16 protein-coding genes are annotated in these 17261 nt (G+C 64.8%); all 16 read right to left on the minus strand.

Going from position 1 to position 17261, the window contains the following annotated elements; genetic code table 11:
• Positions 1-21: 21 nt before the first annotated feature.
• Positions 22-2892, minus strand: a complete 2871-nt coding sequence (locus tag ACE3N9_RS07535) for a glycosyltransferase (protein ID WP_374282450.1) — start codon at positions 2890-2892, stop codon at positions 22-24.
• Positions 2892-3662 (minus strand): NAD-dependent epimerase/dehydratase family protein, encoded by a 771-nt coding sequence (locus tag ACE3N9_RS07540; RefSeq protein ID WP_374282452.1) that lies wholly within the window; start codon positions 3660-3662, stop codon positions 2892-2894. The genes ACE3N9_RS07535 and ACE3N9_RS07540 overlap by 1 nt, the downstream gene beginning before the upstream one ends.
• A complete protein-coding gene (locus ACE3N9_RS07545; RefSeq protein WP_374282454.1) occupies positions 3659-4609 on the minus strand; it encodes an NAD-dependent epimerase/dehydratase family protein in 951 nt (316 codons plus the stop codon). Before ACE3N9_RS07545 ends, ACE3N9_RS07540 begins: the two co-directional genes overlap by 4 nt.
• A gap of 13 nt (positions 4610-4622) precedes the next feature.
• The gene (locus ACE3N9_RS07550) at positions 4623-5615 is read right to left on the minus strand and encodes a hypothetical protein (RefSeq protein WP_374282456.1); all 993 of its coding nucleotides are present in this window, start codon (positions 5613-5615) and stop codon (positions 4623-4625) included.
• A 7-nt stretch (positions 5616-5622) separates the two neighbouring features.
• Positions 5623-6555 carry an NAD-dependent epimerase/dehydratase family protein gene (locus ACE3N9_RS07555; RefSeq protein WP_374282458.1) on the minus strand — a complete coding sequence of 311 codons (933 nt, stop codon included), beginning with the start codon at positions 6553-6555 and terminating at the stop codon, positions 5623-5625.
• Between the two features lie 236 nt (positions 6556-6791).
• On the minus strand, positions 6792-7535 hold the full coding sequence (locus ACE3N9_RS07560) for a class I SAM-dependent methyltransferase (protein WP_374282460.1): 744 nt from the start codon (positions 7533-7535) through the stop codon (positions 6792-6794).
• 72 nt (positions 7536-7607) lie between these two features.
• Positions 7608-8792: an L-2-hydroxyglutarate oxidase gene (gene lhgO / locus ACE3N9_RS07565; RefSeq protein ID WP_374282462.1), complete on the minus strand. Its 1185-nt coding sequence runs from the start codon at positions 8790-8792 to the stop codon at positions 7608-7610.
• A 15-nt stretch (positions 8793-8807) separates the two neighbouring features.
• Positions 8808-9221 carry a hypothetical protein gene (locus ACE3N9_RS07570; RefSeq protein WP_374282464.1) on the minus strand — a complete coding sequence of 138 codons (414 nt, stop codon included), beginning with the start codon at positions 9219-9221 and terminating at the stop codon, positions 8808-8810.
• A 69-nt stretch (positions 9222-9290) separates the two neighbouring features.
• Positions 9291-9947: an ABC transporter ATP-binding protein gene (locus ACE3N9_RS07575; RefSeq protein ID WP_374282466.1), complete on the minus strand. Its 657-nt coding sequence runs from the start codon at positions 9945-9947 to the stop codon at positions 9291-9293.
• Positions 9944-10759 (minus strand): ABC transporter permease, encoded by an 816-nt coding sequence (locus ACE3N9_RS07580; RefSeq protein ID WP_374282468.1) that lies wholly within the window; start codon positions 10757-10759, stop codon positions 9944-9946. Before ACE3N9_RS07580 ends, ACE3N9_RS07575 begins: the two co-directional genes overlap by 4 nt.
• Positions 10756-11814: a hypothetical protein gene (locus ACE3N9_RS07585; RefSeq protein ID WP_374282470.1), complete on the minus strand. Its 1059-nt coding sequence runs from the start codon at positions 11812-11814 to the stop codon at positions 10756-10758. The genes ACE3N9_RS07580 and ACE3N9_RS07585 overlap by 4 nt, the downstream gene beginning before the upstream one ends.
• 150 nt (positions 11815-11964) lie before the next feature.
• The gene (locus ACE3N9_RS07590; RefSeq protein WP_374282472.1) at positions 11965-12717 is read right to left on the minus strand and encodes a DUF5672 family protein; all 753 of its coding nucleotides are present in this window, start codon (positions 12715-12717) and stop codon (positions 11965-11967) included.
• A complete protein-coding gene (locus ACE3N9_RS07595) occupies positions 12717-14378 on the minus strand; it encodes a glycosyltransferase family 2 protein (RefSeq protein ID WP_374282474.1) in 1662 nt (553 codons plus the stop codon). The genes ACE3N9_RS07590 and ACE3N9_RS07595 overlap by 1 nt, the downstream gene beginning before the upstream one ends.
• Positions 14379-14413: 35 nt before the next feature.
• On the minus strand, positions 14414-15280 hold the full coding sequence (gene rfbA, locus ACE3N9_RS07600) for a glucose-1-phosphate thymidylyltransferase RfbA (protein WP_374282476.1): 867 nt from the start codon (positions 15278-15280) through the stop codon (positions 14414-14416).
• Positions 15277-16188, minus strand: a complete 912-nt coding sequence (rfbD, locus tag ACE3N9_RS07605; RefSeq protein ID WP_374282478.1) for a dTDP-4-dehydrorhamnose reductase — start codon at positions 16186-16188, stop codon at positions 15277-15279. Before rfbD ends, rfbA begins: the two co-directional genes overlap by 4 nt.
• Position 16189: 1 nt before the next feature.
• A complete protein-coding gene (gene rfbB, locus ACE3N9_RS07610; protein ID WP_374282480.1) occupies positions 16190-17254 on the minus strand; it encodes a dTDP-glucose 4,6-dehydratase in 1065 nt (354 codons plus the stop codon).
• Between the last annotated feature and the right edge of the window lie 7 nt (positions 17255-17261).

Genomic DNA, 17261 nt, shown 5'->3' on the forward strand with positions numbered 1-17261 from the left:
ATAGCGTCCAATGCACCATGATCAGAGACTCTTCCAGAGCCAGGAATGCTGCTCGTAGCGGTTGTCGTTGGTCAGCAGATAGGTCGGCTGGCCATGCAGCCCCAGGCGGGCCAGGCCGGACGCATGGCGCGCCTGGATGGTCTGGCACAGCAGCCAGGCCCGATAGACCCGCGTCTGCAGTTCTTCAGCCGAAACCCTGGCGTCGATCACTTCGAGCGAGCGATAGGCTTCCTGCAACTGTTGCAGATCGCCGCGGACGAACCGGGCCAGCGCGGAATGCGGCTTGCGCTTGAGGATGTAGTTGGCGGTGTGCACCCCCAGGTCGACATCGCAGCTGGTGTGCCCGCAGTAGGACTTGCGATAGCCCAGGCAATGCAGGAGCAGCCGTTCGGCATCCTCGACCGGCCGGTCGTCGAACAGGTAGCGCAGCCCCCCTTCCGAGCGGAACAGGTACCACGAGCGGTTGTCTTCCAGCTCGGCCATCGGGCTCGACGTCGTCTGGCCATCGGCATAGTTCATGAACAGGCCCAGCCGCCAGTCGACATATCCGACCCCGATGTGCGGCAGGATCCGGTTCTTGAACTCGGTATCGCCGGCGCCGCGGAACTGTTCGTCGAAGTAGCCGAAGCGATCGTGCAGGTTGCGGCGATAGATCCCGCCGACGAACGTGAGGTAGCACGTGTCGAGGATCGGATGGACGTCCGTTCCGCCCTGCCGGTTGTAGGGCATGACATCGTTCTTGTGCAGGCCGAAATCGTCGACATCGGTGACGATCGAATTGCCCTGCACCCAGTCAACCGAGGGGTTTTGCTCGAGGTGTTCGGCCAGCAGGTCGAACGCTTCGGGATAGACCGCCTCATCGACGCCGAGGAACGCGAGGTAGGGCGCACGGGCCAGCGCGATGCCGCGGTTCCAGGCCGCCTGGATGGTTTCGCGGTCGGCAGACCTGACATACAGCGCATCGAAGGGATGATCGCGGTGGAACGCCTCGAACACCGAGCGTTCGTCGGACGGCGATCCGCTGTCGACCAGGATCACTTCGACCTCGCCGCGCCGCAGCATCGTCTGCCGGCACAGCATGGTCAGGAAATTGTACAGCTTGTCGGCCGCGTTGTAGAGCGAGACGATCACCGAAAGCCGCGGCTTGGCATTGCGGCGGCGATCGTCGCGGATTGCCAGGGGCCGTTCCTTGTAGGTCCGCAGGCGCTCGTAGCGGGCCTTGAGCAGGCCATGGACCCGGTCTGCCGCCTGCATCGGGTCGGCATAGAGCGCTTCGGCGGCTTCCGCCTCGCTGGTGGCGCCGCGCCGCGCCAGGGTTTCGGTAATCCGGGGCAGCAGGCCGAAGCGATCGTCGCCCATCGACCGCAGCATCCGTAGTTCATAGGTCGCGGCCATGTGTTCCTGCCCGCGCATCCGGTGCACCCGGGCGATTTCCATCCAGAAATTGCCGCGCAGCAGCACGTGCGGCGCGACCCCGTAAAGATAGGACAGCTTGTCGGACAGCGCGTCGGCGTTACGCTCGGTCATGCGCCCGGCATCGCCCAGATGATGCAGGACCGCCGACGAGCTGGCCGCCAGTGCCGAAATGTGCGGATCGATCGACAGGCCGGCCGAATGGATCGCTTCCCTGGCCTGTTCGGGGTTGGCTTCCGGCTGGCGGTCGGGGATCCCGTAGGCCGGCAATCCGCCCAGCGTCTTGAAGCCGTAGGTCAGCGTCGGCACGCGCTCGGGACGAGCGAGGAACGAGGCATAGAGCCCGCGCATGTCCAGCGGCTTGCTTGGCCACGGCGAATTGCGGTCGAGCGCCCGGTTCAGGGCCTGGCGATGCTGGTCATAGTTCTGCAACAGGTCTTCAAGCTGCGGCAGGGCACCATAGAAGTCCTCGAGGTCAATCTTGGTGTAGGGCAGCTTGGGATGGAATTCGTCGAGGTAGTCGCATACCCCGGCCTTGGTCGAAACCATGACCGGGCAGCCCGCAAACAGCGCCTCGAGCACCACCAGATTGAGGGTATCGAACCGGACAGGCAGGACGACCAACGACTTGTGGGCGAACAGGTCGAGCAAGGCGTCATGGGTGAGCGTCCCGCGATAGGATACCAGCGCCTGGCGCACATCGGCAAAGTTGCTCAGCCGCGTGCTCGACGCGATCCCCTCGGTCCGGTCGACCCCGCCGATATGTTCGGCCGTCCGGTACAGGTTCGGATTGGTCCAGCGCGCCAGCTCGACGAACAGGTCATTGCCCTTGAGGCGTTCGGATCGGCCGATGCAGTACAGCGACGGCAGGGTATCCGGCTCGGCCTTCCAGCTCTCGCGCTTGGAGCGGGGCACGAAATGCGCCGGATCCAGGAACGACACCTCGCGCGGGACCTGTTCCTGCCACTGTGCGATATACCGCCTGGAAATCCCGTAGACCGCGTCGACGCTATCGAATTGCAGCCGTTCCAGCTGCTGCAATTCGAAGGTGCGGTCGCCGGGGCTGGACCAGTTCAGGTCGATCGAGGTCGAGATGTTGCCGTGCAGCGACAGCACCGTGCGGCCCACCTTGACGCCGTGATGGGCAAAGGCCGCGCGCAGGAACGCGCCGCAGGTGAAGAAATCGGGCAGTTCGACGATGTCGAACGAGCGGCCGGCGACCGAACGGGCATAGCTGTCCGCTTCGTTCAGTCCGCCCAGCAGATGTTCGGGATGGGGCGGAGGGGCATTGACCACCAGTTCGCGCCGGGGCGCCAGCGGAATGGCCCGTGCATTGGCCGGCCGCTTGGCATCGGCCGGTTCCTGCGAACGGAAATAGAAGAATTCGACGTCGGGCGTTTCTTCGATGATCTTGCGATAGACTGTCTGGCCGCCCCCGACGTCCTTGTACAGATCGACCAGGATCAACAGTACTTTCATCAGCCCATACCCTGTTCGGTCAGGTAGCGCATCACGCAGTCCCGGGTGGTCGGCAGATCGACATATTGCGCTGCCTTGTCGGTCGAAATCTCGTAGGTTGCCGGGCGGGCATCGTCCGGCGCGGTGCAGGTCCGCCCCGCCAGCGCCATCACGTCCTGGACGGCAACGGTCCCGCGGGCGGTCAGATTGTAGATTTCGTTGCGCGGCGCGCGGTCCAGCAGATCAAGGATCGCATGGGCCGAATCGTCGACATGGATGTACTGGAACCGGCTTTCCGGGTGGACCCAGATCCGGTCGGCGTTGAGCACGTCGTAAACCGCGTTCTTCTTCAGCCCCGGGCCGACAAAGCCGCCCTGGCGCACGACCATCCAGTCGGGCGCGGCATGGCGGACCAGCTGTTCGGCCAGGTACTTGTGAAAACCGTAGGGGCTTTGCCGTTCGACCGGCGGCGTCTCGGTCTCGCGCGTGATCTCGGGCGACGAGCAATCGGGATAGATGTCGCTGGTCGACAGGAACAGGTAGCGCCTGAAGCGAAAGTCGCAGAGCGAGTCGCGCACCGAAGCCACCGAGGCCTGGAAATCAAGCTTGGGGTTGTCGCGGCCCAGCAGCTTGCTGGAATTGCCGTTGGCATTGATGAAAAGGTCGCATTCCTGCCCGGCGAATTCGGCATAGTTGGCCCTGGTGATGACGCGGAACGCAAGTCCGCGCGTTTCCATGGCGCGGACAAAGCCGCTGCCGACAAAGCCGTTTCCGCCGAGCAGAAAGATCACAGGCGCAGCCCCTCGCCGCGGTCGTCGTAGTTCTTTTCGAGCCAGGCGATCGTGCGGCGCAGCCCTTCCTCAAGCGGCGTCTCGCAGGTCAGGCCCAGCGCCTTCATCCGTTCGTTGGAGAAGATCTTGATCATCTGGCCGTCGGGCTTGGTTTCGTCCCAGCGGATCTCGCCCTGGTAGTTGACCAGGCGTGCGATCGTTTCCGCCAGCGTGCGGATCGAGGTCGAAGTGGCGGTGCACAGGTTCACCGGCCCGACTTCATCGTAGGATTCGATGAAGAACGGCAGCATCCGGGCCACATCGCCGGCATAGGTGAAATCGCGCGTCGGGGCGCCCGTGCCCCACATTTCGACCGCGGGGACCTTGTCCCGCATCGCTTCGAAATAGCGCCGCACCATGGCCGGCACGACGTGCGATTCGCTGTTCCGGAAGTTGTCGAATTCGCCGTAGAGGTTGCCGGGGATGAGCACGGTGGCGTTCAACCCGTACTGGTCACGATAGGACCGGGCGGCGACAACACCCATCATCTTCGCGGTTGAATAGCCGGCGCTTTCGGGCTGCGGATAGCCGCAGAACAGCTGGTCCTCGTCGATCGGGCTGGTCGCCTTGGCGGGATAGGAGCAGCCGCCCATGGTATAGACCAGCTTGTCGACCTTGCGCCGCGCGGCTTCTTCGAAGGTCAGCGCGGTCAGGATCGTGTTGCGGAAATAGAAGTCGGCCGGAAAGGCGCGGTTGGCGCCGATGCCGCCCGAATAGGCGGCCAGGTGGACCACCACGTCCGGGGCGATCTCGTCGAACATGCGGCGCACCTGGTCGGGCTGCATCAGGTCATAGTCGGCCGAGCAGACGCTGGCGACGTTTTCCGCGCCATAGCGTTCTTCCAGCACGGGGCGGGCATGGCGTCCGAGAAAGCCGGTCGCGCCGGTAAGCAGAATCTTCTTCGTCACAGTAGCTGTCTTTCTATTGGGTCAGGATGACCGATCCGTGGCGATCCATGCCAACCGGGATCAGGCTGCAACCCTGCATTGCACTTTCAAAGGCGGCGCGGCGTTCAGGCGGCACGACCATCAGCAGGAAGCCGCCCCCGCCCGCACCGCACAGCTTGCCGCCGAGCGCGCCCGCCGCCAGTGCGGCGTCGTACAATTCGTCGATCGCGGGGTTGGACACCCCGGCCGAAAGGCGCCGCTTGGTCTGCCAGCCTTCGTGCATCATCGCGCCGAAATCCTTCAGCATGGCTTCCGGATCGGGGCCTTCGAGGACATCGATCGACTGGCTGACCAGGGCCAGCAAGTGCGACAGTTCGGCATCGATCTTGCGTTCGCGGGTGGCCTGGACCTGTTCGGTCAGGACCTTCGAAGCGAAGCGGGTCTGGCCGGTATAGACCAGCACCAGCGAATTGAGCAGGTGGCTTTCGCAGGCAGAGGTCATCTGCACCGGAGTGATCCGGGTCCTGCCATCGACAAAGTCGAACCGGTTGAGCCCCCCGAAGGCGGCATGCAGCTGGTCCTGCACGCCCACGTTTTCCTTGAGCAGGACCTGCTCCACGTGGATCGCCGCCTGCCCCAGGTCGAGCCGGGTCAGCGTGCGGCCCTTGAGCGCCCCGATCAGGTTGACCAGCCCGACCGTGAAGGCGGACGAGCTGCCCAGCCCGCTGGAGGCGGGCAGATCGGCCTGGATCGAGATGTCTAGCGGCTGTTCGATCCCGTAGTGATCGAGCACGGCCCGAACCACCGGATGCTCCAGCTCGCTGCTGTCATTCACCATTTCAAGCCGGGAATAGCTCAGCCGGTATTTGTAGTTGATGATGTCCGACAGGCGCAGGGCGCTGACATAGACATAGCGGTCGATCGCCATCCCGACCACGGCGCCGGGAAAGCGTTCGAAATAATCGGGATAGTCAGTTCCTCCACCGAAGAAACTGACCCGGAGCGGGGTTCGGGATGACAGGAGCATGTTCGGCTCAGACGTTGCTGAAGATGCCGTTGCGGATCGTCCGGTAGCCCCGGATCAGTTCCTGGATGCCCATTTCGATCGTGTGATCGGGGGTCCAGCCGGTCTTTTCCAGCTTTTCGTTCGAAACGATATAGTCCCGCTTGTCGGGATCTTCGCCGATCGGCGCGGTCAGGCTGACAAAACCGGGCACGAACTGGCGGATCTTGTCGCACAGCTCAAGCTTCGAGAGGTTCGCCGACGACAGGCCGACGTTGTACGGCTCGCCGTTCATGGTTTCGTAGTTGTCGATGCCGTGGATGAACGCCTTGGCCACGTCGCGGACGTGGATGTAGTTGCGCTTGGCTTCGCCCTCGAAAATCACCACGGCCCGGTCGGTCACCGCGCGATAGGTGAAATCGTTGACCAGCAGGTCCAGGCGCATGCGCGGCGCCATGCCGAACACCGTGGCCAGGCGCAGGGTGATGCCGTTGCCCCGATCGAGGATCGCGCGCTCGGCTTCCACCTTGGTCGTGCCGTACAGCGAAATCGGGTTGAGCGGGGTTTCCTCGGTGCAGAAGATGCCCTTCTGGCCAACCCCGTAACCCGAATTGGTGGTCGGGTAGATGATGCGCTGGTCCTTGGACATGTGGCTCAGCATCATCAGGATCGCGTCGCGGTTCAGCGTGGTCGCCGCGATCGGGTCCTGCTTGCACAGCGGAGCGCCAACCAGGGCGGCGAGCGGAATGGCGAGGTCGGCCTTGGCGACATGGCTCTTGACCAGGTCTTCGTCGCGGGCATCGCCGCGGACCGGTTCGAACTTGGGGTTGGCAATGACATGGGCCAGCGAGGCATCGTTGCGCTGGAAGGTATCGATCACCGTCACGCTGTGGCCGCGATTGAGCAGCTCGGGGACAAGTATCGAACCAAGATAACCAGCACCGCCGGTGATAAGGACATGCATCTGATCAAGTTCTTTCAACATGTGTCGGACCGTTGCCATCCGATATAATCGATCGGTAGGCTCGGCTACGACAGGTTGGTCCAAGACGGGAGCAATCGTCCCCGCCAGTCTTTCAGATCGACTACGGGCAAACCCGGATCGACCAGGATTCAGGCAACGCGATAGTTCGAATCATTGTTAACATCAACAACTCGCGATGTGCATTCGGTCACAAGCCGCAGATGCGGACGATCGATTCAGTAGCCGGGTTTGCGCAGCACCGCGCAGGATTGGCCCAGCGCGCCTTCCGCGACGATCGCCTGATCGCCGGACACCAGGTGCTCCAGTTCCATTTCCAGCGAGCGCGCCCAGAATTCGATCGCGTCGCGCTCGATGAATACGTTGAGCGGTTCGACTGCCCGTGCCTTGGCCAGCCGCACGGTCTTCCAGAACACTTCCTGGTGCAGCGGGTTGCGCACTTCGAGGAACGAAAACACCACCCGGCCGCCCGGCTTGAGCACGCGCTTGGCTTCTTCGAGATACCAGTAGCTGTGTTCGTGCAGCAGGTGGGTCAGGACCGAGAAGAAGCAGACGAAATCGGCCGAATTGTCCGGTGCGGGAATGCCGATATGGTCGATCACTTCAAAACGCCAATCGGGCCTGGCGCTGATCTTGCGGGCGTGCTGGATGAGGTCCGGGACGAGATCGATCCCCAGGTAGGATCCGGTCAGGTACTCGGACAGCGGCCTGGCCAGTCGTCCGGCCCCGCAGCCGACGTCGATCAGGCTGTGGTCCGGCTCCAGGCCGAATTGCCGCAGCACTGCCAGTTCGATCTTGCCGAATTCCTCGAAGCCGCCGCCGATGGCGCGCTCCATCGCCTCGTCGTGATCGAACTGCCGCTTCATCCGCGACACCAGGCGCAGGTTGACTGCCTTGAGATCGAACTGGCTGACCCGCGCGAAGCGAACCCGGTCATAGATTTGGCGGACAGTCGGAAGCATCTGGTATCCTTGGTTAATTCGTGGCCGGCAGCGCGGCTGCGCCAAGCGGCACCCTGGTGGTCGGGGGTCAGGTCAGAACAGTTCCTGGGCGATCATGCGGCCGATCGGCAGCGCGGCAGTCGCCGCGGGCGAGGGCGCATTGCAGACATGGACCGAGCGCGATGTCTTGCGAAACAGGAAGTCGTGCATCGCGGTGCCGTCGCGCATCACCACCTGCGCGCGGATCCCGGCGCGATAGGGTTGCAGGTCGTCCAGGCCCAGTTCCGGGCAGTACTTGCGGCATTCCTTGAGATATTCCGAGCGCAGCAGCGAGCCCTTGAGCTCGTGGACCGCGTGGCCGCGATTGGCCCAGACCAGGCGCCAGAAGCCGGGATAGCTGGCGAACGAGGCGACGTCGGCCAGGTCGAGCGAGAACTTCGGATAACCTTCACGGGCAAAGCCGATCACCGCATTGGGGCCGACGGTCACGCTGCCGTCGATCATCCGGGTGAGATGGACTCCGAGAAACGGCAGGGCTGGATCCGGCGCGGGATAGATCAGGTGCCGGATGATCGCGTTACGGCTGGCCGGGAGCTGAAAATATTCACCCCGGAACGGAACGATCCGGAAATCGATCGGCAGTCCCGCCATGCGCGCCAGACGGTCGGCCTGCAGGCCGCCGCATACCACCAGGCGATCCGCGGTCCAGGTGCCGCCCGGCGTGCTGATCGCGACGCGGTCGGGATATTCCTCGATCCGGGTGACCTGTTCGCCCAGCAGGATCGAAGCGCCCCGCGCGCGCAGCAGGTCGGCAAGCTTGCGGGCCATGGCCGGGTAGTCGACAATCGCGGTCTTCGGGGAAAGCAGCGCCGTGGTGCCCCGGATCGCCGGTTCGCGTTCCTTCAGCTCTTCCGGGTCAAGTTGCTGCAGGTCCAGGCCGTTCGCCTTGGCCCGTTCGAACAGGGCGGCGATGCGCTGTTCCTCCAGTGGATTGGTGGCGACGATCAGCTTGCCGCACTGGTCATGGGCGATTTCGTGGGTGCGGCAGAACTCGAGCGTCTCGTCGAGCCCCTCGCGGCACAGGCGCGCCTTCAGGCTGTCGGGTGCGTAATAGATCCCCGCGTGGATGACCCCGCTGTTGTGCCCGGTCTGGTGCGCGGCGAGGGTGGTTTCCTTTTCCAGCAGGACGATGCTGGCATCCGGGCGCTGGTTGCTGATCGCCCACGCCGTCGCCAGGCCGACAATCCCGCCACCGACGATGCAATAATCACAATGCATGTGCAGCACGCCTCCTCAGACGCCCAGTGAACGCCCTTCGGCCAGGCCGTGCGAAAGAAAGTGCTGCAGAGCATCGACGCCTGCATCGCGGACATCCGGATTGCTGGCCAGATAGGCGTCCGGATCGAACAGCTTAGCGTCGCGCAGCTGGCTCATCAGCCGCTCGTCGCTGGGTGCGGCAAGCCCGAAGCGGCCGCGCGCCAGCATGTGGCTGCGCATCAACGGCGCCACCTTGCACAGCCATTCGAACCGCCAGTCGCCACCCTGCCTCGATTGCTCGGCCTCGGCCAGCAGGCGGGTCAGCGTGGCCACTTCGGCGAACCGTTCGGCCAGCTGTTCGGACAGTTCGGTTTCGCTTGGACCCTTCGGACGCTGGCTGGAAGCGGCTTTCGGCTGCTTGGCGCTGGTCGTTGCTGGCTTGGTCGGCATTGCGTGTTTCCCTTGCTTCAGGTCCATGCGAAATCGCCTGTGATCGTCTCGGAACCCGATGCCCGATCTTCAGGCTGCCATCAACTGCTCATGAAATGTAATTGCTTCATCAGCGGTGGGAAATTGATGAAGCGTGCCATCCAGCAAAACCGCACCGCGATCACAATGATGGCGCAGGTAGTGGGTATCGTGCGAAACGATGATCAGCGAACGGTCGGCCCGTTTTTCGAACAGTTCCGACTGGCATTTCGCCTGGAACCGGGCATCGCCGACCGCGGTTACTTCATCGATCAGGTAGCAATCGAATTCGACGACCATGGAGATTGCGAAAGCTAGGCGTGCGCGCATGCCTGACGAATAAATCCGCAGCGGTTCGCGCATATAGGCCCCAAGCTCGCTGAACTCGGCCACGTATTCCACCGCGCGCTGGTAATCGGTGCCATAGATCCGGCAGATGAAGCGCAGGTTGTCGTAGCCGGTCAGCCCGTTCTGGAACGCGCCGCCGAAGGCCAGGGGCCAGGACACGCTCATCGTGCGTTCGACCGTCCCGGAGGTGGGCAGTTCGACTCCGCTGATGATGCGGAACAGCGTGGACTTGCCCGCCCCGTTGCGCCCGACGATGCCCAGCTTTTCACCCGGCGCGATGGTCAGGTCGATCCCGCGCAGCACCTCGTGCATGCCCGAGCGGGTGTGGTAGGACTTGCGGACGCCTGTCAGCCGGATCATTCGAGGATCACCCGCTTGCTGGCATAGCGTTCCTCGGACAGGGCAAACAGGGTGAAGAACAGGCACACGCCGGTCATGTAGACCTGGTCGTAATGGGCCTTGATCGCGCTGCCGAAGTAGCCCTCGCGCATCAGTTCCGTGCCATGCAGCATCGGAATCCACATCACCATGTGCTGGAACTGCGGCGGCATGGCATCGACCAGGAACGTCGTGCCGGACAGCGGCAGCATCAGGTAGGAAACCGGGTGCCAGATCTTTTCGACCAGCTCTGTCCGTTCCGACAGGGCGCCCAGGAACATGGCGAAGGACGCGCCGAACCAGGTCAGCATGCCCCATCCCCAGGCCACCTTGAGGATGTCTTCCGGTGGTTTCATCATGTCGAGATTGATGAACAGGATCGACAGGACGATGAATGAGGTGGTCGCCCCGATCGCCTCAAGGACCAGGCGCGAGAGGTAGATGTCAATCAGCCGGACGTTGCGGTGATACATCAGCGCGGCGTTGGTCAGCACCGAACCGATGCAGCGCGAGGGCATGTTGCGCCACAACAGCACCGCCGAATAGCCGGTCAGGGCGAAGGCCACGATCGGCAGGTTCGAGGAATGGTTGAGGCCGGCCACCGCCCACAGCGTGGCGACGCCCAGGGTGAACATCATCGGCTCGACGAACAGCCACAGGACGCCGATGTTGTGCCGCCCATAGCGGGTCAGCACTTCGCGCATCACCAGCGCGCCGATCACCCGGCGCTGGATTTCCCAGGACCGGCGCAGCGACGGGGGCTGCAGTGGTTCGGGCTGGCGGGCCTCGATCAATCGACATGCTCCTTGATGCTCGACAGCAGCATCGACAGCACGCCCCACAGCGCCAGGCCGACAATGATCGATGCCAGGATCGAGCGCAGCCGACGCGGTTCCAGCGCCTCGTCCGGCAGGTTGGGCTGGACGATCCGTTCGACATAGGCCTGCTTGCGTCGTGCCTCGTTGCGGGCCTCCTCGAGCGAGGACATCGCACCGGCCAGCTGCTTGTCGGCGAACTGGCTTTCAACCACCAGCCGCTGGTATTGCGCTGCCGTCGAAGACAGCGACTTGCGGCCGCCGGCGACCTTGCCCAGTTCCTCGTCGATCTGGGTGCCCAGGCTGCGCACCCTGGTGCGCAGCACTTCGAGCTGCGGATTGCGCGGCGCGAACTGTTGCAGCTGGACCAGTTCCGTCTTGGTCGAGATCAGTTCATCCTGCAGCTTGGAAATCATCTGCAGCTGGACCGCCGCCTGCTTTTCGGGGTCCACCACGCCCTGCTGGTTGCGGTAGGCCGAAAGCGCCAGCGCCGCCGCGCGCGATGCGCTCTGTGCCTCGTCAACTTCGCGCTGGGCATAGCGGATCAGGTCCTGCCGTCCGCGTTCGTTCAGCCGGTTGACGGTCGCCTCGGCCATTTCGAGCAGACGCTCGTTGAGCATCTGGGCCTCGCGCGGGGTATAGGCCCGCACGGTCAGCGTGGTGACCGACGACGCGCTGTCATGTTCGATCGCCACTTTCTTGGAATAGTAGCGATACAAGGCTTCGAAGCTGCCATCCAGGCCAAGCGGATCGAACCGGTCGAAGAGCGACACGGCCGGGCTGCCATAGGCCTTGCGGACCGTTCCGTCCTTGTCGAGCGATTGCAGCGCATCGCGCGACGCGACGAATTCCTTCGCGGCATAGATCTCGTCCCCGGCATTGGTGAAGCCGGCAGATTTGAGCAGCACGCCAAGCCCGGTGCCAGTCGGCTTTTCGGGACTGCGCACTACGAATTTGGCCTGCGAAACATAGACGTCAGACGCGAGCAGGCCGTAATACAGCGCTGCGCAGAGCGTCGGGATCAAGACGGTCACAGTAAAGAGGGGAGAAAGTCCTCTGAGCCGGGTCAAGATATTGGAAAGCATTGGACTGTTAGGTTCCTGGCAGCGACCGGGACGACCGCAGAAGTCTCTTGGGCTAATGGCCTGTGCTTTGGCGATTTGCAACCGCAAAGCCAGTCCGCGCTAGCGCGCCAGCCGCATCAGTAGCCGGATCGCGTTGCCCATATCGGCCCGCACCAGGCATCCGGCCAGCATCGTCCGCAGATCGCGGGGGTTGATCAGGCCGGGTTCGACCCGTTGCAGAAACCAGCGCAGGTCCCGCGCCGACAGCAGTCCGGGCAGGTTGAATGCCCCGTGGAAGCCCAGCTCGGTGCCCTGCCGCCGCGTGCGCTCGAACGCGAAGTTCGCCGCTGTTTCGCGCGCCGCGAATCGCATCCCCAGCGCTTCCAGCTGCGGTCGCAGCTGGCGGGCGATGACGATGTCCTCGGCCTCCTCGGTGTCCGGCGCGAGTTCGGCCAGCGCGGCCAGCAGCCGCCGCGAGCGCAGCGAGAACCCGCCGTTGCCGACATCCATGCCATCGTCGAACTGCGGCCAGGGCGCGCCGATATAGTCCAGCGCCAGCCAGCGTTCGTCCCAGCGAGCTCCGTCGAGCACGAACCCGTCCCATTGCACCACCATGACATGCGCGGTGTCGATTGCCCCGGCCATGCCGCGCAGCATGAAGCGGGAATAGGCCTCGCGCGATGACAGGCGCGGGATCGGCACGACCTCGATGTCAGGATGGCATCCCGGCGGTGCGGGCTGGTCGGTGAACAGCTTGGCCGCGCCGAACCGCAATTGCCGCATCGAGCGGTGCATCGCCTCGACCGTCGCTTCGATGGCGACACTGGTCACGGCCGCAAGCGTTACCGTGGGAAGGTGCGGGGGGCTGGCCATTACAGTTCCAGCACGTAATCCTCGCTGGCCCGCCTGATCAATGCGCTGTGCCAGGGATCGAGCGCCACCGCCGTATCCCAGCGCGCATGCAGCGCGGCCAGTTCGCGGCGATACCGGGCCAGGTTGCTGGCGTGCATGTCGCTGCCGCGCGATTTCGATTCGTGGTGGATCAGGCAGGCTTCGGCAACGAAGACGTTGGCCAGCCCGGCGCGGCCCAGCCGCAGGCAGAAGTCGACGTCGTTGAAGGCGACCGCGAACTCGCGCTCGTCCAGCCCGCCCATGCTGAGGTAGGTGCTGCGGCGCACCAGCAGGCATGCCGCCGTCACGATCGAAACCCGGCGGGTGGTGCGATGCATCGCCCCGTTGCCCGGATCCGCCGGATGCAGGCCGCGATAGATGTGGCCGGCCGCCCCGCCGACGCCTAGCGCGACCCCGGCATGCTGGATCGTCCCGTCCGGATAGAGCAGCATGGCGCCCACGGCGCCGATGCCCGGCCGGACCGCATGGCGCGCCATGGCCGTCAGCCAGATTCCGTCCAGCGGCTCGATGTCGTTGTTCAGCAGGCAGACCAGTTCGCCACCGGCCGCGGCCACGGCGCGGTTGTTGATGGTCGAGAAGTTGAACTCGCCCGGGCAGTCCACCACGCGCCCGCCTGCGGCCCTGAACTGTGCCAGGAAGTGCAGCGTGGCCGGTTCGACGCTGCCGTTGTCGGCCACGATCAGTTCCACCTCGCCCGGGTATTCAAGCTGCTTGAGGCCCTTGATACAGGGCTCCAGCAGTTCGACCCGGTCACGCGTCGGGATCACGATCGACACGCTTGGCCAGTGTTCGACCGGCCATTCGACCTGCAAGCCGGCATCGTCGCCGATGGCCAGGCCGGGGTGGCCGGGCCAGGCGCGCGACAGCAGTTGGGCGCGGCGGGCAGCCTGGTCGGCCCGGGCCGGGGCCGCGCGATGGGTCAGGACCAGTGGGACGTGGACGGCGGTCGATTGGTCGGCCCCGGCGGCGGCATGGGCCAGCATGGCAGCGGGATCGCGCGCCGCATCTGCCGCAAGATCGTCCGGCACCCTGAAGGCGCCCGCGCCGCACAGCCCGTCGCGCGCCAGGAACACCAGTTCGTCCCATTCGCCCTTGGCCCAGGGATCGCGGCGGGCGCCATCCACCAGCCGGTCTTCGTCCCAATAGACCAGTCCAGCCACGCCATTGCGGCGGCACGCGGCGGCCAACGCCCGTCCTGCCACAGGAGCGACGAAGTCGCCCGCCTGGATGGCCAGCAGCCAGGTGCCGGGCGGCGGCGGCGTGACAAACGTGCCGTCGCGGTCGAGCTCAAGGATGGGCAGGTCGGACCCGAACGCCTGCGTCAGCGATTGCCGTGTGCGGCGGCTGGCGAGCGGATCGGCCGCAGCGCCCAGGACAACCGCGCTCAGCTGCGGCAGGGGCTGGTCGGTATCAGCCGCGCAATATTGTGCCACCAGGCGCGGCTCGGTGACCCTGGTCCACAGCCGGTAATAGTCCGGGCTGGTTGCGGCTGCCGCTTTGAGCAGGTTGAGGCCGCGCACCCGCTTGCCGCGCAGATACCAGTAGGCGCCGCGCAGCGTCCGGCCTGGCGCGGCTTTCAGTCCGCACCAGAGGATTTGTGGCAGGTGGAGCGATTTACGCATGGCGGTTGGGGCGATGCTGCTGCGCAGGGGCCGGATCACTGCTCAAGCAGCGCGGCCACGTAGCGCGCATAGGCGGATTTCCCCAGCCCCGCCGCCAGCCGTCCCAGCTGGTCGCGGTCGATGAAGCCCTGCGTGAAGGCGATCTCCTCGGGGCAGGCGATCTTGAAGCCCTGGCGCGCTTCCAGCGTTCGCACGAAATTGCCGGCCTCCAGCAGGGATTCCGGCGTGCCCGTGTCCAGCCAGGCAAAGCCGCGCCCCATGATCTCGACATTGAGCTGGCCGCGTTCGAGGTAGGCTCGGTTGATATCGGTGATTTCCAGTTCGCCCCGCGCCGATGGCCGCAGCCCGGCGGCGATCTCGACCACTTGCTCGTCATAGAAATACAGGCCGGTGATCGCCCAGTCGGACTTGGGCTGCGCAGGCTTTTCCTCGATCGACAGGGCCCGCATGGCCTGATCGAATTCGACCACGCCGTAACGCTCAGGATCGGTTACGTGATAGGCGAAGATGCTAGCGCCGCACGGCGTGGCCATTGCCTGCTTGAACAGCTCGGTGATCCCGTGGCCATAGAAGATGTTGTCGCCCAGGATCAGGGCCGAGTGGTCCCCGGCAACGAAATCGGCCCCGATGATATAGGCCTGCGCGATCCCTTCAGGCGCCGGCTGGGCGCGGTATTCGATCGACAGGCCCCATTGCGAACCATCCCCCAGCAGCGCCTGGAACGCCGCTACATCACGCGGAACGCAGATGATCAGGATCTCGCGAATGCCCGCCAGCATCAGCGTTGACAGCGGGTAATAGATCATCGGCTTGTCATAGACCGGCATGAGCTGCTTCGAGACCACTTGGGTCATCGGATGCAGCCGCGTGCCAGACCCGCCTGCGAGAATGATGCCTTTCATTTCCAATTCCTGTCGGTCGGGCTGGGCAGCGCCAGGCTGTCGATCACTTCTGCAACCATGTCCGGCCAGGGCCGGAGGCGGATTGCGAAGTCGCGGTACAGCTTTTCGCAAGCCATGATCACATTGCGCGGACGCGCGGCGATGGTCTTGAATTCGCTCGCCATTACGGGGGTCAACTGGGGTGCCTTGTAACCCTTTTGCTCTGCCAGGGCAAAGATCGTGGCGGCCAGTTCGAACCAGCTGGCCTGGCCGGCGTTGGTGCAATGATAGATGCCGCCGACCCGGCCGGGATCGTCCAGCATCTGTTCCAGCACGGCCAGGGCGGCGCCGGCCGCATCGCTGGCCCCGGTCGGGCAGCCGGTCTGGTCGCTGACCACCGACAGCTGGTCACGCTGCGCGCCCAGCGCCAGCATGGTCTTCAGAAAGTTGGTACGATGCGGGCTCAGCACCCGGGCGATCCGCAGGATGATGGCCCGGGGATGGGCGGCCATGACCAGTTCCTCGCCTTCCAGTTTGGTCTGGCCATAGACATTGATCGGGTCGGTCGGGGCCGTTTCGGCATAGGGGGCCTCGCTGGTCCCCGAAAAGACATAGTCGGTGGAAAAATGGACCATCGGCAGGCCCTCGGCCCGGGCCGCCTGCGCCAGCCAGCCCGCGGCGGCGGCGTTCACCCGGCGGGCGTCATCCGCATGGCTTTCCGCCCCGTCCACGTCGGTCCAGGCGGCGCAGTTGATAACCGCATCCCAGCGGCCCTGCGCCAGCGCCGCGCGCACCGCGCCCTCGTCGGCAAGATCGAGCTGGCTGCGATCCGGGCGGCTCAGCTCCCACCGGGCCGGATCGGCCAGGCGGGCCAGCTCGCGGCCGACCTGCCCGTTGCCTCCGGCAACCAGAACGCGCCGGGGCGTCATCTCAGGTCCGGGTGCCCAGGCGGCGGGTCGGATCGCGCCGCGCCATGATCGGCTCCCACCACGCCCGGTTCTCGACATACCACCTGACCGTCGCCGCAATCCCCTGCTCGAAGGCAACCGTGGGCGTCCAGCCCAGCTCGCGGGTGATCTTGGCCGCGTCGATCGCATAGCGGCGATCGTGGCCGGGCCGGTCCGCGACAAAGCCGATCAGGTCGCGGTAGGTGCCGCCGCCCGAACGGGGCACCAGGCGGTCCAGCTCGTCGCAGATCGCCTGCACGACCGCCAGGTTGGTGCGTTCGGCATTGCCGCCGATCGCATAGGTTTCCCCCGGTGCGCCGGTTTCGAACACCAGGCGCAGGGCGGCGACGTGATCTTCGACATGCAGCCAGTCACGGATGTTCTGCCCGTCACCGTAGACCGGCAGGTCCTGTTCGCCCAGCGCCCGGATGATGGTCAGGGGAATGAGCTTTTCCGGGTAGTGGAAGGGGCCGTAATTGTTCGAGCAATTGGTCAGCAGGACCGGCAGGCCATAGGTATGGCCCCAGGCCCTGACGAGGTGGTCCGCCCCGGCCTTCGACGCCGAATAGGGCGAGCGGGGATCGTAGGGCGACTGCTCGTGGAAGTGTCCCGTCGGCCCGAGCGAGCCGAATACCTCGTCGGTCGAGATGTGGTGGAACCGGAAGCCGGACCGGGCCTCGGCCGGCAGGCCCTGCCAATAGTCGAGGCATTGCTGCAACAGGTTGCAGGTGCCCACCACGTTGGTGGTGATGAACTGGCCCGGCGCATCGATCGAACGGTCGACATGGCTTTCCGCCGCCAGGTGGGTGACGATGTCGGGCTGGAACTGCGTCAGCAGCTGCCTGACCAGCCCCGGATCGCAAATGTCGCCCTGGACGAAGCGGTAGCGGGGATGATCGGCAACCGCTGCCAGCGATCCGGGCACGGCGGCATAGGTCAGTGCATCCAGGTTCAGCACTTCGTGTTCGGTGGTCGCCAGCAGCTGGCGCACCAGCGCCGATCCGATGAAGCCGGCCCCGCCTGTGATCAAGATGCGCTTCGCGTTCATAACGGTG

It is taken from the genome of Novosphingobium sp., assembly GCF_041905565.1.
Classification (GTDB): Bacteria; Pseudomonadota; Alphaproteobacteria; order Sphingomonadales; family Sphingomonadaceae; genus Novosphingobium.

What these genes read in the sequence shown, in the direction of transcription:
- ACE3N9_RS07535 (WP_374282450.1), bottom strand. Translation starts at nt 2,892, where the DNA reads ATGAAAGTACTGTTGATCCTGGTCGATCTGTACAAGGACGTCGGGGGC.
- ACE3N9_RS07550 (WP_374282456.1), bottom strand. Translation starts at nt 5,615, where the DNA reads ATGCTCCTGTCATCCCGAACCCCGCTCCGGGTCAGTTTCTTCGGTGGA.
- ACE3N9_RS07555 (WP_374282458.1), bottom strand. Translation starts at nt 6,555, where the DNA reads ATGCATGTCCTTATCACCGGCGGTGCTGGTTATCTTGGTTCGATACTT.
- ACE3N9_RS07560 (WP_374282460.1), bottom strand. Translation starts at nt 7,535, where the DNA reads ATGCTTCCGACTGTCCGCCAAATCTATGACCGGGTTCGCTTCGCGCGG.
- lhgO (WP_374282462.1), bottom strand. Translation starts at nt 8,792, where the DNA reads ATGCATTGTGATTATTGCATCGTCGGTGGCGGGATTGTCGGCCTGGCG.
- ACE3N9_RS07570 (WP_374282464.1), bottom strand. Translation starts at nt 9,221, where the DNA reads ATGCCGACCAAGCCAGCAACGACCAGCGCCAAGCAGCCGAAAGCCGCT.
- ACE3N9_RS07575 (WP_374282466.1), bottom strand. Translation starts at nt 9,947, where the DNA reads ATGATCCGGCTGACAGGCGTCCGCAAGTCCTACCACACCCGCTCGGGC.
- ACE3N9_RS07590 (WP_374282472.1), bottom strand. Translation starts at nt 12,717, where the DNA reads ATGGCCAGCCCCCCGCACCTTCCCACGGTAACGCTTGCGGCCGTGACC.
- ACE3N9_RS07595 (WP_374282474.1), bottom strand. Translation starts at nt 14,378, where the DNA reads ATGCGTAAATCGCTCCACCTGCCACAAATCCTCTGGTGCGGACTGAAA.
- rfbA (WP_374282476.1), bottom strand. Translation starts at nt 15,280, where the DNA reads ATGAAAGGCATCATTCTCGCAGGCGGGTCTGGCACGCGGCTGCATCCG.
- rfbD (WP_374282478.1), bottom strand. Translation starts at nt 16,188, where the DNA reads ATGACGCCCCGGCGCGTTCTGGTTGCCGGAGGCAACGGGCAGGTCGGC.
- rfbB (WP_374282480.1), bottom strand. Translation starts at nt 17,254, where the DNA reads ATGAACGCGAAGCGCATCTTGATCACAGGCGGGGCCGGCTTCATCGGA.